This window comes from Parathalassolituus penaei, from assembly GCF_026626885.1.
GTDB classification, from domain to species: Bacteria; Pseudomonadota; Gammaproteobacteria; order Pseudomonadales; family Oceanobacteraceae; genus Oceanobacter; species Oceanobacter penaei.
In genome coordinates this window covers 114,575-130,146 of record NZ_JAPNOA010000020.1, presented here as the reverse complement: position 1 = coordinate 130,146, position 15,572 = coordinate 114,575, and the positions used below count along the sequence as shown (strand labels likewise).

Annotated in this window: 14 protein-coding genes and 1 riboswitch; of the genes, 10 read left to right on the top strand and 4 right to left on the bottom strand. The window is 58.5% G+C overall.

Translation table 11 applies throughout. The features are described from left to right. Positions 1 to 87: 87 nt before the first annotated feature. The 3 genes from OUO13_RS07500 to edd form a co-directional block, all read right to left on the bottom strand. Complete coding sequence (locus tag OUO13_RS07500; RefSeq protein ID WP_283173249.1) at positions 88 to 1,176, bottom strand: peptidoglycan-binding domain-containing protein; 1,089 nt, start codon at positions 1,174 to 1,176, stop codon at positions 88 to 90. 962 nt (positions 1,177 to 2,138) lie between these two features. Continuing rightward, complete coding sequence (gene glk, locus OUO13_RS07495; RefSeq protein WP_283173248.1) at positions 2,139 to 3,113, bottom strand: glucokinase; 975 nt, start codon at positions 3,111 to 3,113, stop codon at positions 2,139 to 2,141. Between the two features lie 10 nt (positions 3,114 to 3,123). Then, complete coding sequence (gene edd, locus OUO13_RS07490; RefSeq protein WP_283173247.1) at positions 3,124 to 4,950, bottom strand: phosphogluconate dehydratase; 1,827 nt, start codon at positions 4,948 to 4,950, stop codon at positions 3,124 to 3,126. 384 nt (positions 4,951 to 5,334) lie between these two features. On the opposite strand from edd, the gene gap reads away from it, so the two are divergent. The 10 genes from gap to OUO13_RS07440 all read left to right on the top strand — a co-directional run bounded on the left by gap (position 5,335) and on the right by OUO13_RS07440 (position 13,488). Continuing rightward, positions 5,335 to 6,336, top strand: coding sequence for a type I glyceraldehyde-3-phosphate dehydrogenase (gene gap / locus OUO13_RS07485; RefSeq protein WP_283173246.1), 1,002 nt, complete (start codon positions 5,335 to 5,337; stop codon positions 6,334 to 6,336). Between the two features lie 9 nt (positions 6,337 to 6,345). Further along, a complete protein-coding gene (gene pyk, locus OUO13_RS07480) occupies positions 6,346 to 7,779 on the top strand; it encodes a pyruvate kinase (protein WP_283173245.1) in 1,434 nt (477 codons plus the stop codon). Positions 7,780 to 8,429: 650 nt separating this feature from the next. After that, positions 8,430 to 8,573, top strand: a riboswitch (molybdenum cofactor riboswitch). Continuing rightward, positions 8,563 to 9,549 (top strand): GTP 3',8-cyclase MoaA, encoded by a 987-nt coding sequence (gene moaA, locus OUO13_RS07475; protein ID WP_283173244.1) that lies wholly within the window; start codon positions 8,563 to 8,565, stop codon positions 9,547 to 9,549. Its footprint overlaps the riboswitch before it by 11 nt. A 2-nt stretch (positions 9,550 to 9,551) precedes the next feature. Beyond that, entirely contained in the window at positions 9,552 to 10,154 is a 603-nt protein-coding gene (gene mobA / locus OUO13_RS07470; RefSeq protein WP_283173243.1) for a molybdenum cofactor guanylyltransferase, read from the top strand. Positions 10,155 to 10,172: 18 nt separating this feature from the next. Next, positions 10,173 to 10,718 (top strand): molybdenum cofactor biosynthesis protein B, encoded by a 546-nt coding sequence (gene moaB, locus OUO13_RS07465; protein WP_283173242.1) that lies wholly within the window; start codon positions 10,173 to 10,175, stop codon positions 10,716 to 10,718. Positions 10,719 to 10,731: 13 nt separating this feature from the next. Beyond that, complete coding sequence (gene moaC / locus OUO13_RS07460) at positions 10,732 to 11,256, top strand: cyclic pyranopterin monophosphate synthase MoaC (protein WP_283173241.1); 525 nt, start codon at positions 10,732 to 10,734, stop codon at positions 11,254 to 11,256. Then, a complete protein-coding gene (locus OUO13_RS07455; RefSeq protein WP_283173240.1) occupies positions 11,256 to 11,504 on the top strand; it encodes a MoaD/ThiS family protein in 249 nt (82 codons plus the stop codon). Before moaC ends, OUO13_RS07455 begins: the two co-directional genes overlap by 1 nt. Before the next feature lies 1 nt (position 11,505). After that, on the top strand, positions 11,506 to 11,964 hold the full coding sequence (gene moaE / locus OUO13_RS07450; protein WP_283173239.1) for a molybdopterin synthase catalytic subunit MoaE: 459 nt from the start codon (positions 11,506 to 11,508) through the stop codon (positions 11,962 to 11,964). A gap of 162 nt (positions 11,965 to 12,126) precedes the next feature. Continuing rightward, positions 12,127 to 12,603 (top strand): methyltransferase family protein, encoded by a 477-nt coding sequence (locus tag OUO13_RS07445; protein WP_283173238.1) that lies wholly within the window; start codon positions 12,127 to 12,129, stop codon positions 12,601 to 12,603. Positions 12,604 to 12,675: 72 nt separating this feature from the next. Continuing rightward, positions 12,676 to 13,488, top strand: coding sequence for a DODA-type extradiol aromatic ring-opening family dioxygenase (locus tag OUO13_RS07440; RefSeq protein ID WP_283173237.1), 813 nt, complete (start codon positions 12,676 to 12,678; stop codon positions 13,486 to 13,488). A 906-nt stretch (positions 13,489 to 14,394) separates the two neighbouring features. On the opposite strand, the gene OUO13_RS07435 is transcribed toward OUO13_RS07440, so the two are convergent. After that, positions 14,395 to 15,510: a PilT/PilU family type 4a pilus ATPase gene (locus OUO13_RS07435; protein ID WP_283173236.1), complete on the bottom strand. Its 1,116-nt coding sequence runs from the start codon at positions 15,508 to 15,510 to the stop codon at positions 14,395 to 14,397. Positions 15,511 to 15,572: the final 62 nt, after the last annotated feature.

Here is a 15,572-nt window from a genome sequence, read left to right as displayed (position 1 = left end):
CAAGGCTTCACGCAACCGTTACAGAGCCTCGCGTAGGCGAAAAAAAAACGGGCTGCCAAGGCAGCCCGTTGCTTCACCCGACGGATATCAGTTCATCACGCCCAGTGCACTCAGGGTTTGCAGGGTCAGCTGTCCGGTTGGCAGACCATTGTCTTTCTGGAATGCGGTTACCGCATTCATAGTACGCCAGCCCACTGCGCCATCCACCGGGCCCGGATTGTAGTTATGATCCAGCAGGGCCTGCTGCAAGTTCTTGACGATGTCAGGAGTGGTGTTGGTTTCACACAGAATTTCACGCCATTCCATGCGGGCATCCGATACCTTGACGGTCTGTGGCAGGTCCTGGTACTTGGCAGGAACGGTCTGGGCCAGCTCTTTCGGAGGCTCAACCATTTTCTCTACTTCTACCGTCTTGTAGACCGCGGGATGATTGATGGTTTCGGTGTGAGCCGCTACATCCACAACCTGCTTGCTGACGGTGGTGTATTCCGCCGGAATCACTTCCTCTTCGGTGCGCTCCGGTTTTATCAGTACCGTTTTGGAAACCATTTTGGACTCTTCCGGCACTTCAACCAGACAGAGAATCTCGCCGGTGGCGTCGTCCAGTTTCTCAACCGGACCATGGCCTTTCTTCCAGGTGGTGTAGGCAGGACGAATCACCACTTTCTCGGTGACTGTCTCGTACTCAGCCGGTTTTTTAACCAGCTTTTTGGATTCTTCCTTGACCAGAACCTGTTCTTCTACGGTTTTGTAGGTGGTTGGAACCACCACCAGTTCATCCCAGGCTTCGCTGACCAGAACTTCCTTGGACTCGGTTTCGTATCGTGCCGGTTCGACCTCAACACTGGTCTGTTCAGGCTCGATCATCACCTTCTGGATTTCATCCTTGTATTGCTCAGGAATGACCAGTCGTGCGTAACAGTGGCCAGGCAGGGCATTCGGGGGGAGCTGCTGATCAATCGCCGGTGAGCTTGCTTCACTCACAGCCGCCTCATCAGACTCGGACGCTTTCAGCTTCTGCAGCAGTTCTTCATTTTGCTTGGTCAGCTCCTGATTGGAGGTCACCAGCTTTTGATACTCACCGGTGTCTGCAGCACTGCTGTCTTTACTGGCCTGTGTTGCACATCCGCTCAGCATGATAGTGGCAATGCTGACCGCAAGCAGGTGTTTGTTCATATTCAATCCTTTAAATTTAACGACATGGTTAGTCCTATATCCAGTCACACCTCCCGAGACGAATGGGCCATTTCCGGTGCTGCTATCACATTCCCGAAGGCGCTTTCGTCTCACACGACAGACCTTGGTCTGCCAATCATTCACTGAAAGCACGCTATAAACTCCCGCTTGCTACAGCTCTGGACATCGGACCCAACCCATTATCCATATCGAACATGTCATTAAGTTATCGATTGTCACAATTAACACTTTTGAAAATCATAACAATGATTGATATCAGCAAAAAATCAAAATTCCAAAACAGTTTTTGCCATTAATGCTGCAAACAACGTGATTCCTCATGCATGGAGTACGGAATTTCGTCGACGAAAGCGATTGGACGGAAGTCCAGACGCGCGATCCTGAACAGCCAGCGGAATCGAAGCCCGGTTACGGAACAGACATATGAGACTGTTGATGGTCGCAGTGGACAGATAACCGTCGCCACAAACTTCAGCCTGGTTACGGGAAGTTCGGCAAAAGAGGGCAATCGCAGCCGGTAAAAGAATGCCAAACAAGGAATGAAGGCAAGGAGATCTCCTGCCTCCTGACAATTACGACCTGCTCCTGCAGCTGATCACTACGCCAACCTGGTCATATATGGAGATCTCCCTACTCCCGGTGCTTGTCGCACCACTCGTTGGGGCGCTACTGTCTCGGCGAACGGCGTCCGTCACGAAACAGAGCCATTATCCAGCGACAGCGCGCCAGCTTCATCTACCATCTGGTACAAAATCACCGACTCATTGCAGCAAAAATGACAAGCCAGACGCTCCCGGCGAGAAATACGGCAGGATTTGAATCAGTCGCAGCCAGAAAAGGCACCCGACCGATCGCACGACGGCCGGGATAGCGATACCGATGTTGCGGTTTGAGGCGAAGCCGTACCCCGACGGCTCCGACAGGACAGTCGGCCAATCCGCTCAGCCTCTTACCAGCGGGTTATCCAGTGCTGCCGCTGCACCCAGCAAGCCGGGGTTTTCGGCAACACACAACCACACTGGCACGGCGGCCAGATATTCCCGGAAACGGCCCTTGTTTTCGAAGCCCTGACGGAAGTCGGGGCTGCTGAGGAACAGCTCGCGTACCCGTGGCAGAATGCCACCACACAGATACACACCACCACGGCAACCGATGGTGAGGCTGTTGTCGCCTGCCACTGAACCGAGCATGCGGAAGAACTGGCGCAGTACATCACCGGCCAGTGAGTCCGGGTTTTCCAGCGCGGCCGAGCTGACCGCCGCCGGGCTATCCAGCTCAGCGGCAACGCCGCGCAGTTCAGCCATGATGCCGTAGAGGTCCAGCAGACCCTGACCACTCAGCACCCGCTCAACCGATACCCGTCCGTACAAACGGCGGAAGCCCACCAGAATGGCGTCTTCCTGTTCGTTGTGAGGGGCAAGGCTGACGTGTCCACCTTCACCCGGTAATGGCAACCAGCCATTCGGGGTGTAAGCCAGACTGCCCACGCCCAGACCAGTGCCGGGGCCAATCACCAGACGGGCCGCTTGTGGCAGCGCCGTACCAGCGCCTACCGGCAGCAGGTCGGCGGCGTCGACACACAACATGCCTAACGCCTGAGCGGTAAAGTCATTCACCAGTTTCAGCTGTTGCAGACCCAGTGCCTGACTCAACTGCTGGCGATTGAAAAACCAGTGGTTGTTGGTCATGCGGATGTCTTCACCATCCACCGGGCACGCCAGAGCCAGACAAGCGCGAGTCGGAATCGCAATACCGGCGCGGCTGCAGTATTCACGAATCGCTTCATCAATGTTGCTGTGGTCAGCCGTTGCCAGCGTAATCACCTGTTGCAGACCGGCATTGGCAGCCGAACTGTCGATCCAGGCAAAACGGGCATTGGTTCCACCAATATCACCTACCAGTACTGCATTACTCACCGCTATTACCTCACTCGATACCGGCAAAACGGAAAACGGTTGCGCCTTGCTCCGCAGAATTCACCTGCTGGCGCATCGGTGCAAACAGCTCACGGCCCATACCGTTGTGGTGTTCATTCACCACCGCCGGTTCCGAGGCCGGACGCTGCAGCCAGCTGTCATCGGCTGCCAGCAGGCTCAGCTCACCGGTGTTGCCATCCAGACGGATACGGTCGCCGGTCTGAACATGCGCCAGCGGGCCACCCAGACGGGCCTCCGGCCAGACGTGAATCGCCGCCGGTACTTTACCGGAGGCACCGGACATACGGCCGTCGGTCACCAGTGCCACCTTGAAACCCTTGTCCTGCAGGGTGCCGAGGAATGGCGTCAGTTTGTGCAGTTCTGGCATACCAATGGCGTTCGGGCCCTGATAACGCACCACGGCGATAAAATCACGCTCCAGCTCACCAGCCTTGAAGGCGGCAGCCAGCTCGTCCTGATCGTTAAAGACAATGGCATCGGCTTCCACCACCCGGTGTTCCGGTGCTACCGCCGAAATCTTGATGACACCACGACCGAGGTTGCCACTCATGAGTTTGAGGCCACCATCGGCGGAGAACGGGTTGCCGTGGGAGCGCAGCACTTTTTCGTCCAGTGAGGCTTCCGGGCCGTCACGCCATACCAGTTCACCGTTCTGCAGGAATGGCTCCTGCATGTAACGATCAAGACCCTGGCCCATGATGGTCATCACGTCGTTGTGCAGGTAACCACCAGCCAGCAGTTCACGCACCACGTAAGACACACCACCAGCGGCCTGGAAGTGGTTGATGTCGGCTTCGCCGTTCGGGTAAACGCGGGCAATCAGCGGCACCACCGACGACAGGTCAGAGAAGTCATCCCAGTTGATGATCACACCGGCCGCCGCCGCAATGGCGATGATATGCATGGTGTGGTTGGTTGAACCACCGGTCGCCAGCAGGGCAACAATGCCGTTCACCAGCGATTTTTCATCAACGATTTCGTACAGCGGAGTGAAACGGCCGTTCTGGGCGGTCAGGCGCACCGCTTGCTGGGCCGCGTAAGCGGTCAAAGCGTCACGCATCTCGGTGCCCGGATTCACGAAGGAAGACCCCGGCAGGTGCAGACCCATGATCTCCACCATCATCTGGTTACTGTTGGCCGTGCCGTAAAAAGTACAGGTGCCAGCGCTGTGGTAGGAATCCGCTTCACACTGCAGCAATTCTTCGCGGCCAACCTTGCCCTGGGCATAGAGCTGGCGAATACGGGCTTTTTCCTTGTTTGGCAAACCGGATGGCATCGGGCCCGCTGGTACAAACACGGTTGGCAGATGGCCAAAACGCAGGGCCCCCATCAACAGGCCCGGAACGATCTTGTCACACACCCCCAGGTAGAGGGCGGCATCAAACATGTTGTGAGAAAGGGAAATGGCGGTCGCCATGGCAATCGCATCACGACTGAACAGTGACAGCTCCATGCCCGGTTGTCCCTGGGTCACCCCATCACACATGGCCGGAACACCACCGGCAACCTGAGCCACCGACCCCATGGCGCGCACGGCGGCACGGATTTTTTCCGGGTAGTGCTCAAACGGCTGGTGCGCCGACAGCATGTCGTTGTAGGCCGTCACCATGGCAACGTTGACCTGATTCATGAGTTTCAGGACGTCCTTGTCATGGCTGTTACAGGCGGCAAAACCGTGGGCAAGGTTGCCACAGGCCAGCGTGGCGCGGTGCACGCCCTGTTCTTCGGCGGCCTTCATACTGGCCAGATAGGCACTGCGGGCGGCAGAGCTGCGTTTGATGATGCGTTGCGTAACCTGTTCGACGACCGGATGCATAACGCTCCTCCCGGATGATGTGTTTCTTGTGATTATTAAGGTTCGGAAATTTCTTTCATCAAAGGGGTCAAACTCTGTGACTGGCTGCCGATGTTCCCACTTACCTGCCGTCAGACCCGACGGAGCCAAAAAGCACCAACGGGAACAGGAATCAGGCCATCCAGAGCGGTTCAGTCCAGTGCCGGTGGGCAATCCGGGCACTGTCAGAGGCCTTTGTTACAAAGCCTTTCACCGCGGTGAAAGGTTGTGAAAGACTTCTCGCGAATTTTATGTAAGTTTACAAAATAAACGACGCGTTTCCTACCAAAAATCCTTGACTTCGAGCCTTCCGGATGTAAATTTTTATTAAATATTACCAAAAATAAGAACACCCTGAGGCTCATCATGACTATTCGAGTTGCAATTAACGGTTTTGGCCGCATCGGCCGTAACGTCCTGCGTGCCCTGTACGAAAATCACTACCGCGACCGTATTCAGGTCGTAGCGATCAACGATCTGGCACCACCGGCAACCAACGCTCACCTGTTCCAGTATGACAGCGTTCACGGCCGCTTCCCGGGCTCTGTCAGCTCTGACAACGAAAGCATCACCGTCAACGGTGACCGCATTGCCATCAGCGCCATTCGTAACCCGGCCGAGCTGCCATGGGGCGAACATCAGGTTGACGTGGTATACGAATGCACCGGCCTGTTCACCAGCCGTGACAAAGCCGCCGCACACCTGACCGCCGGTGCCCGCAAGGTCATTATTTCTGCACCGGGCACCGATGTGGATGCCACCGTGGTGTTTGGCGTGAATGATCAGGTTCTGACCGCCGACCATCAGATTATTTCCAACGCGTCCTGTACCACCAACTGCCTGTCGCCAGTGGCGCAGGTGCTGCACCGTGCCATTGGTATCGAAAGTGGCCTGATGACCACCATCCACGCCTACACCAACGACCAGAACCTGTCGGATGTTTACCACTCCGACCTCTACCGCGCCCGTTCTGCCACCCAGTCCATGATCCCGACCAAAACCGGCGCTGCCGCCGCGGTTGGTCTGGTGCTGCCGGAACTGGCAGGCAAGTTCGACGGTATGGCCGTACGTGTGCCAACCATCAACGTGTCTCTGGTGGACCTGAGTTTTATCGCGTGCCGTGAAACCAGCGTGAAAGAAGTGAACGAACTGATGGCCGCTGCCGCCAAGGAATCCGCCGTGCTGGGTTACAACGACGCGCCGCTGGTTTCCATCGACTTCAACCACGATCCGCGTTCGTCCATTTTTGATGGCAGCCAGACCAAGGTCTCCGGCCGTCTGGTGAAAGTGATGTCCTGGTATGACAACGAGTGGGGTTTCTCCAACCGTATGCTGGACAACACTCTGGCCCTGATGAGCGCACGCTAAGGCCAGACTATGTGCAGAAGAACCAAAATTGTGGCCACCCTTGGTCCGGCCACCAGCAGTCCTGAACGGATCGAAGCGCTGATTGCAGCGGGTGCCGATGTGGTGCGCCTGAACTTCTCCCACGGCGAAGCCGATGACCACCGCCAGCGCGCGGCGCTGGTGCGTCAGGCGGCTCGCAAACAGGGGCGTTTTGTGGCGATTCTCGGTGACCTGCAAGGCCCGAAAATCCGTATCGCCCGTTTTGCCGATCGCAAGGTCATGCTGGATGTTGGCCAGGCTTTCACCCTCGATGCCACGCTGGGCAACGAAGCCGGTGACAAACATCAGGTGGGGATCGACTACAAGGCGTTAATCGAAGACGCCCGTGTTGGCGACATCCTGCTGCTCGACGATGGCCGTGTAGAGCTGGAAGTGACCGCAACCCATCCGCACAAGCTCGAAACCCGGGTGCGGATTGGCGGCTGGCTGTCGAACAACAAGGGCATCAACCGTCTTGGTGGTGGTCTGTCCGCTCGTGCTCTGACCGACAAGGATCGCGCCGACATCATTACCGCTGCTGAAATCGGTGTGGATTATCTGGCGGTGTCATTCCCGCGCGATGCCGCCGACATGGAAGAAGCCCGCAGCCTGCTGCTGGCCGCCGGTGGTCATGCTGGTCTGGTATCCAAGATCGAACGTGCCGAGTGTGTGGCCGATGACGAAGTGCTGGATGGCATTATTCGCGCCTCCGATGCCGTGATGGTCGCCCGTGGTGACCTCGCGGTGGAAATCGGTGACGCCGAACTGGTGGGTGTGCAGAAGAAAATCATCGCCCGCTCACGTCAGCTCAACAAACCGGTGATCACCGCCACCCAGATGATGGAGTCGATGATCACCAGCCCGATGCCAACCCGTGCGGAAGTTTCCGACGTTGCCAACGCCGTGCTGGATTACACCGATGCGGTAATGCTGTCGGCTGAAACCGCCGCCGGTGATTACCCGGTGGAAGCCGTAGCGGCCATGGAGAGGATTATTCTGGGTGCCGAACGTCATCCGTTGTCCAAGCGCTCCAAACACCGCCTGTACGAGGAATTCCACGACGTTGATGAAACCATCGCGTTGTCAGCAATGTACGCGGCCAACCATCTGCAGGGTGTGAAGGCGATTATTTCCCTCACCGAATCCGGAGCAACGCCGCGTCTGATGTCGCGTCTGCGTTCACCGCTGCCGATTTATGCATTCTGCCGCGAGGAAGCCACCCAGAACCGGGTTGCGCTGTACCGTGGTGTGCAAACTGTTCCGTTCTATTCGGAACGTCTGGCGCCGGAAGATGTCAATGCAAGAGCAATTGACGTTTTACGCTCCAAAGGTGTGGTCACCAACGGTGATCTGGTGGTGATGACCAAAGGTGATTACCTCAACGCCCAGGGTGGTACCGACGTTCTCAAGATCATGCGCGTCTGACGCGTTTGTTCTTCGCTCTCATTCACGGCTCGTCCCGCTGGGGACGCTTATGGGGAAGGTATTACCTTCCCCTTTTTTATGGGCACAGTTTATGGGTAATGCCGATCAGTTAAGCCCCCGTCGGCATTCTTAAACGTCGTTATGGCATCGGTTGATCACGATCTGCTCGGCTTGTTAATTGGCTCTACCGTATGCCCTCATGGGGGACCTTGTCCCCCGGCCGGGCGGGCCTCCCCCTGCTTAGCCCGACTGGGCTCGTGTTTCCGGTTTTCACCGACAACGGCTTTTCGACCCCGGCCCGATGGCACATCCCTGTGCCAACGGGCCTGGCGGGGCATCCATGCCCCGGCCGGGTCGGCCGTTGCGGTGAATCCCGGCTCGCCCAGATGGGCATTGGGCAGCCAGCTGCGCTGGGCACATTCGGAAATCAATGATCAGGCTGTTTAAAAGTCCTTAACTGATCGGCATTACGGTTTATGGGCACGGTCTGGCAGCAGGTCAGTTCATAGCTGCTATACAGCCACCTCATGAATCCAGCGGCCCATCTTCTTGTCCCATATTGTTGTTCTCTCGATCAGTCACGACAGTGGCAACACCGTAAACGGCATTGGCGGTATGACTACTACTGTTTTGTGATCAATCGTCATACACTGGAGTCTGTTAACCGAGCCGCTGTTCACTAAACCCGCAGGGCATGTAGCAGCAGCCGTGGCCGCCTCTGGCAGGTCACCAGGGTCCGATGGGAAACCGTCTGGCCTCCCGCATTTTTGGAAAGGTGTAACAATGACATTGCCCGAACCTCACCTGAGTGACGCCTTTGGCCGTCGCTTTGGTTATTTACGCCTGTCGGTAACCGACCAGTGTAACTTCCGTTGCAACTACTGCTTGCCGGACGGTTATCAAGGGTCGGGGAAAACCGCCTTCCTGTCGCTCGATGAAATTCGCAGCGCCGTCGGTGCTTTTGCGGCACTCGGCACCCGCAAGGTCCGTATCACCGGTGGTGAACCCAGCCTGCGTCGGGATTTGCCCGATATTATCCGCGCCGTTGCCAGCACTCCCGGTATCGACACCGTCGCCATGACCACCAATGGTTATCGCCTCGAACGGTCGGTTGACGACTGGGTCGCCGCCGGCCTGACCAATCTCAACCTCAGCATCGACAGCCTTGATCCGGCCCAGTTTGCCACCATCACCGGCCACGACGTATTGCCGTCGCTGCTGCGTGGGCTCGATCGCGCGCTGGCGCTGGGTCTGAAGGTCAAGATCAATGCCGTGTTGCTGCGCGGCTTCAACTTCGACCAGCTGCAATCCTTCCTCGACTGGGTCAAACACACCCCCGTCAGTATGCGTTTTATCGAACTCATGCAAACCGGTGATAACCAGGTGTTTTTTGCCGAGAACCACGTCAGTGGTGAACAGATTCGCCAGCACCTGCTGGATCAGGGCTGGTTACCGGTGCTGCGGGAAACCAACGCCGGCCCGGCACTGGAGTTCTGCCACCCGCATTACCACGGCAAGATCGGCCTGATCATGCCGTACAGCCGCGATTTCTGCGCCAGCTGCAACCGTCTGCGCCTGTCATCGGTGGGCAAGATGCACATGTGCCTGTTTGGTGAACAGGGCTACGACATCCGTGAGCTGCTGCAGGCCGACCGTCAGGCCGAACTGCTGCAAACACTGCCACAGCTGCTGGGTGAAAAACGCGAAAGCCACTACCTGCATCAGGGCCAGACCGGCGCTACCCGCCATCTCGCCATGCTCGGAGGTTGATCATGAAAGCCACATCCCAAACCGTTGGCCTGTTACTGGCCGGTGGTGAATCACGGCGGATGGGCAAGGACAAGGCCCTGCTACCTATCGAAGGGTATCCGGATTTATTACATCGCCAGCTGGCTTTGTTACAAAGTCTGTCGCTGGATCGTTACCTGGTGAGCCGTCACCAGCGCCACGGTGAATTGCCACTGGCCGGTGCCGAATTGCTGATCGACCAGAATCAGGGCCAGCACGAAGGCCCGCTGGCCGGTATCGCCGCCGCCCTGAACGCCTGTCCGGATGCCACCGAATTACTGGTATTACCGGTCGATCTGCCCTGTATGACCCGTGACGTGCTGGAATCCCTGCTGGAAAGCGGCCGTCGTTTGCGTCAGGGCCTGTATTTTGAAGGTGAATACCTGCCGTTGTATCTGCCCGTGACCAGCAGCCTGCGCAGCGATCTGGCCCAGCGTCTTGGCCAGCTCAGCAGCGACAAGTCGATACGAGGCATGCTGCGCCGCGAAAATGCCGCCGGTTTGCCAGTGCCGGATTCACTCGTCTTTACCAACACCAATACCCCGGAAGAATGGCAGGCCTGCCAGATCCGGCCGCATTCCTTCTGAATTCAAGAGAGCCCGAACATGTCCAAGACCTTTACCAACGATTTTGTGCCACTGAACATTGCGGTGCTGACCGTTTCCGATACTCGCACGGAAGAAACCGATACCAGTGGCCAGCTGCTGGTGCAGAAGCTGACCGAAGCCGGTCACACCCTGACCGCCAAAGCCATTGTGGCCGATGACAAGTACGCCCTGCGTGCCGTGGTTTCCAACTGGATCGCCGACACCACCACCCAGGTGGTACTGGTAACCGGTGGTACCGGTTTCACTGCCCGTGACACCACTCCGGATGCACTCGAACCGCTGTTCGACCAGACCATCACCGGTTTTGGTGAGCTGTTCCGCCAGATCTCCTACAGCCAGATCGGCACCTCTACCATCCAGAGCCGCGCGGTTGCCGGTCTGGCCAACAGCACCATTATTTTCTGCATGCCAGGCTCCACCAACGCCTGCCGCACCGCCTGGGATGACATCATCGCCAGTCAGCTGGATGCCCGCTTCCGCCCATGCAACTTTGTACTGCGTCTGAAAAACACGGCTCCTGGCCAGTGTGAAAGCCGCGGCTGAGAACGGACAGGTTATGGATACGCCACAACAGCAGAATCAGTTCTCCCACGTTAATAGCCGTGGTGAAGCCAGCATGGTCGACGTCAGCCAGAAGGCGGTGACCGTACGTGAAGCCCGCGCCGAAGGTTATGTGGAAATGCAGGCCAGCACCCTGCAGATGATCATCAGTGGTGGTCATCACAAGGGGGATGTTTTCGGGGTTGCCCGGATTGCCGGCATTCAGGCCGCCAAACAGACCAGCCAGCTGATTCCGCTGTGCCATCCGCTGATGCTGTCGAAGGTGGCGGTCGATTTTGAAGTACAACCCGAACTCAACCGGGTGCGTATCCACAGCCTCTGCAAACTGAGCGGTCAGACCGGCGTCGAGATGGAAGCCCTGACCGCCGTCAGCGTCGCCGCTCTGACCCTGTTCGACATGTGCAAGGCGGTTGATCCGGCCATGTGCCTGACCGGCATCCGGGTGCTGGAAAAACAGGGTGGTAAAACCGGCCACTGGCAGGCGCAGGCAAACACCCAATCTGGCGCGGAGCAGCAATAATGAACGTCCTGTTATTTGCCCGTCTGCGCGATGAACTGGGCCAGGACAGCATTGAGCTGGACCTGCCGGAACCGGTTCAGATTGCCGATATTCGTGCCGCCCTGCAGCAACGCTGGCCGCAGCACCAGAACCTGCTGGCCAGCGGCCGCGCTCTGGTGGCCGTCAACCAGACCCTGATCAACAACGATCAGCAGCTGGTCAGCAGCCGTGATGAGGTGGCGTTTTTCCCACCCATGACCGGAGGCTGAGATGGCAGTACGGGTGCAAACCGCCGACTTTGATGTCGGCGCGGAATACCAGCAACTGGTGAACAACAACCCGGCCGATGGTGCTGTGGTGTTTTTTGTTGGCCTGGTGCGCGACCTCAATCAGGGCGATCAGGTCAAAGGCCTGTTTCTGGAGCACTATCCCGGTATGACCGAACGGGCGCTGGAACAGATCGAAGCCGATGCCCGCGCGCGCTGGCCGCTGGGCCGGGTGCAGGTGGTGCATCGGGTTGGCCAGCTGGAGGTCAACGACCAGATCGTGTTTGTGGGCGTCAGCAGCCCCCATCGTGAAGCCGCCTACGAGGCCAGCCAGTTCATCATGGACTTCCTCAAAAGCCGCGCACCGTTCTGGAAAAAAGAAACCGTACGCGACGGCAGCGACCACCAGCAACGCTGGATCGACACCGCCGCCAAGGACACCGAAGCGCTGAAACGCTGGTAACCCTCCGCCGACTGACGCGCACTGTCGCCTTCAGCAGTCATACGCCGACTGGCACGCCGATTTTCCTGAACGACCATTTTCCTGAACGACCATTCGCCGTTGGTGGCACTGAAGCCACCCGCCTGCTGGTTTATGATGGCCAGCAGCTGAATGGAGATCCTCATGAAAGACCAACTGCTTGCCCGTCTGGAATTACTGATCCCACCACCCCTGGTGGCGCTGGCACTGGCCATTCTGATGGCGCTGATAGTGCCGTTTGTGCCACGTCCGGCGCAGCTGCCGTTTCACCATCTGGCCTTGTGCAGCCTAGTCGCCGCGGGCGGCATAGTCTCGGCACTGCTCGGTGTGTATTGCTTCTGGCGTCACAAAACCACCATCAACCCACACCGCCCGGATCGCACCAGCGCCCTGGTCACCAGCGGAATATACCGTTTCACCCGTAATCCCATGTACGTCGGCATTCTGCTGGTACTGGCGGCGTGGGCGCTGTATCTGTCGCATATCCTGCCGCTGCTGCTGGTGCCGCTGTTTATGGTCTATCTGAACCGTTTCCAGATCGGACCAGAGGAACAACGACTGGAAAAGCGTTTTGGAACAGACTTCACCAGCTATCGGGATTCTGTCCGCCGCTGGCTCTGAGTAGACTGCCTCCAGACCCTGGGGGAAGGTCAGGACCGGCCTTTCCCCCTGACGAATTCCGGAGGACCCAGCATGAAACCAACCCGTTTACCGACCGTATTTGTGCCCCACGGCGGCGGCCCCTGGCCGTTTGTTGATCTCGGCGGCCGCTTTGGTGAGTCGGAAATGGCCAACCTGCGACGCTTTCTCGAACAGTACCCGTCCACCCTGCGCCAGAAACCCAAAGCCCTGCTGGTGATTTCGGCACACTGGGAAGAAGCCGTCGCCACCATGATGACCTCCCCGCAACCGCCGATGCTGTACGACTACTACGGCTTCCCGGACGATGCCTACCAGATCCAATGGCCAGCCCCCGGTTACCCGGAACTGGCACCACGGGTCGCCGAACTGCTGCACAAGGCCGGTTTTGCCACCGACACCAACGAAGAACGCGGTTATGACCACGGCACCTTTGTGCCACTGAAAGTCATGTACCCGGACGCCGACATGCCGATCCTGCAACTGTCGATGCTGCGCAGCCTCAACCCCGCCGACCACATCCGGATGGGCCGCGCGCTGGCACCACTGCGTGACGAAGGCATCCTCATTCTCGGCAGCGGCCAGTCATTCCATAACCTACGCATCAACCGCACCGACCTCGCCCGTCAGGTCTCCGAACCGTTCGACACCTGGTTAAAAGAAGTCGCCGTAATGCCTCGCCCGGAACGCGAACGCCGCCTCAGCGACTGGGTCTCCGCCCCCAACGCCAAACTCGTCCACCCACGCGAAGAACACCTGCTACCCCTCATGGTCATCCTCGGCGCCGCCCTCGACGACCCCGGCGAAATCATCTACAACGGCCTGTTCGGCAAAGCCTGGATCACCGGCGTACAGTACGGACGGTAAGCGTCGGGCGTCGGGCGTCGGGCGTCGGGCGTCGGGCGTCGGGCGTCGGGCGTCGGGCGTCGAGGGCGATTTTTGTGGGCATAAATGCCCACACTACAACAGAGCATCTATTTGCACCGATTTCGCCCAGCGCAGCTGGCCACTGTTAATTGCCCATCTGGGCGAGCCGGGATTCGCCGCAACGGCCGACCCAGCCGGGGCATGGATGCCCCGCAAGGCCCGTTGGCACAGGGATGTGCCATCGGGCCGGGGTCGATCAGCCGTTGTCGGTGAAAACCGGAGGCACGAGCCCAGCGGGCAAAAGCAGGGGGACGGCCGCCCGGCCGGGGGACAAGGTCCCCCAGGCAGGGCAAGCGGCTTTGCGTCTGGCGTCTGGCGTCTGGCGTCTGGCGTCTGGCGTCTGGCGTCTGGCGCACAGTATCCATCCACACCGAAAATCCCCGCCACGCCATCGCGGCCAACGGCGCGCTCCAGGAAAAAAACGGCTTTGCCCACCGAAGGTGGCCGCCAATGCCCATCTGGGCGAGCCGGGATTCGCCGCAACGGCCGACCCAGCCGGGGCATGGATGCCCCGCCAGACCCGTTGGCACAGGGACGTGCCATCGGGTCGGGGTCGAAAAGCCGTTGTCGGTGAAAACCGGGAAAACGAGCCCAGCGGGCAAAAGCAGGGGGAGGCCCGCCCGGCCGGGGGACAAGGTCCCCCAAGAGGGCAAGCGGCTTGACGTCTGGCGTCTGGCGTCTGGCGTCTGGCGTCTGGCGTCTGGCGTCTGGCGTCTGGCGAACAGCATCCATCCAAACTGACAGCAAAGGCCCCCCGGCAGGACAAGCGCCTGGTGTCTGAAGCCAGAAACAACACAGGCGGCCGAAGCCGCCTGTGGATAACCCGCAAACCCGCGTAGCGCCGGATCAATTCTCCAGCTTCAGCTTGCGCGTCGACGCCGACAAATGCTCCGCATCGGTTTCCGATGCCAGCTTGATCATCAGACGCAGGTCGTTTGGCGAGTCCGCATGCGACAGCGCATCTTCGTACGTCACCTCACCCTGCTCATACAGATGAAACAGCGCCTGGTCGAAGGTCTGCATCCCGATATCCACCGATTTGCGCATCAGCGGTTTCAGTTCGTGTACCTGACCCTTACGGATCATGTCGGATGCCAGCGGCGAGTTCAGCAGTACTTCCACCACCGCACGACGGGAGCGGCCATCCGGGGTTGGAATCAGCTGCTGCGCAACAATGGCCTTGAGGTTCAGCGACAGGTCCATCCAGATCTGGCTGTGACGCTCAGGCGGGAAGAAGTGAATGATACGTTCCAGCGCCTGGTTGGCGTTGTTGGCGTGCAGGGTGGCCAGACACAAGTGACCGGTTTCGGCGAAGGTAATCGCGTGTTCCATGGTGTCGGCGGAACGCACCTCACCAATCAGGATCACGTCGGGGGCCTGACGCAGACAGTTTTTCAGGGCAACGTCGAAACTTTCAGTGTCGAGGCCCACTTCACGCTGGGTGATGATGCAGCCATCGTGCTGGTGAATAAATTCGATCGGGTCCTCGATACTGAGGATATGGCCCTTGGAGTTGCGATTGCGGTGACCAATCATGGCCGCCAGCGAGGTCGACTTACCGGTACCGGTCGCACCCACAAACACGATCAGGCCACGTTTGGTCATGGCCAGTTCCTTGATCACGTCCGGCAGACCAAGCTGATCCACTTCCGGGATACGGGTCTCGATACGACGCAGTACCATGCCACAGACGTTACGCTGGTAAAACGCACTGGCACGGAAACGGCCGATACCACGGGCGTTGATGGCGAAGTTGAGTTCCTTGTGTTTCTCAAACTCATCCTGCTGCTGGCCGTTCATCAGCCCCAGCACGATATCGCGGGTCTGTTCTGCTGCCAGCGCCTGTTTGCTCAACGGCAGCATCTGACCGTTTACCTTCATCGACGGTGGTGCACCGGCGGTGATAAATAAGTCGGATGCGCCCTTGTCGACCATCAGGCGCAGGAATTTGTCCATCGACATAGCGGTTTACCTCGGAATTCCTCTAAAGGCCCGGAGCGTACCGGGCCTGTCCTTTCAAGCAG

Coding starts and splice junctions, on each gene's coding strand:
- gap (WP_283173246.1), top strand. CDS start 5,335: ATGACTATTCGAGTTGCAATTAACGGTTTTGGCCGCATCGGCCGTAAC.
- pyk (WP_283173245.1), top strand. CDS start 6,346: ATGTGCAGAAGAACCAAAATTGTGGCCACCCTTGGTCCGGCCACCAGC.
- edd (WP_283173247.1), bottom strand. CDS start 4,950: ATGCATCCGGTCGTCGAACAGGTTACGCAACGCATCATCAAACGCAGC.
- OUO13_RS07455 (WP_283173240.1), top strand. CDS start 11,256: ATGAACGTCCTGTTATTTGCCCGTCTGCGCGATGAACTGGGCCAGGAC.
- OUO13_RS07445 (WP_283173238.1), top strand. CDS start 12,127: ATGAAAGACCAACTGCTTGCCCGTCTGGAATTACTGATCCCACCACCC.
- moaC (WP_283173241.1), top strand. CDS start 10,732: ATGGATACGCCACAACAGCAGAATCAGTTCTCCCACGTTAATAGCCGT.
- OUO13_RS07500 (WP_283173249.1), bottom strand. CDS start 1,176: ATGAACAAACACCTGCTTGCGGTCAGCATTGCCACTATCATGCTGAGC.
- moaA (WP_283173244.1), top strand. CDS start 8,563: ATGACATTGCCCGAACCTCACCTGAGTGACGCCTTTGGCCGTCGCTTT.
- OUO13_RS07435 (WP_283173236.1), bottom strand. CDS start 15,510: ATGTCGATGGACAAATTCCTGCGCCTGATGGTCGACAAGGGCGCATCC.
- OUO13_RS07440 (WP_283173237.1), top strand. CDS start 12,676: ATGAAACCAACCCGTTTACCGACCGTATTTGTGCCCCACGGCGGCGGC.
- mobA (WP_283173243.1), top strand. CDS start 9,552: ATGAAAGCCACATCCCAAACCGTTGGCCTGTTACTGGCCGGTGGTGAA.
- moaE (WP_283173239.1), top strand. CDS start 11,506: ATGGCAGTACGGGTGCAAACCGCCGACTTTGATGTCGGCGCGGAATAC.
- moaB (WP_283173242.1), top strand. CDS start 10,173: ATGTCCAAGACCTTTACCAACGATTTTGTGCCACTGAACATTGCGGTG.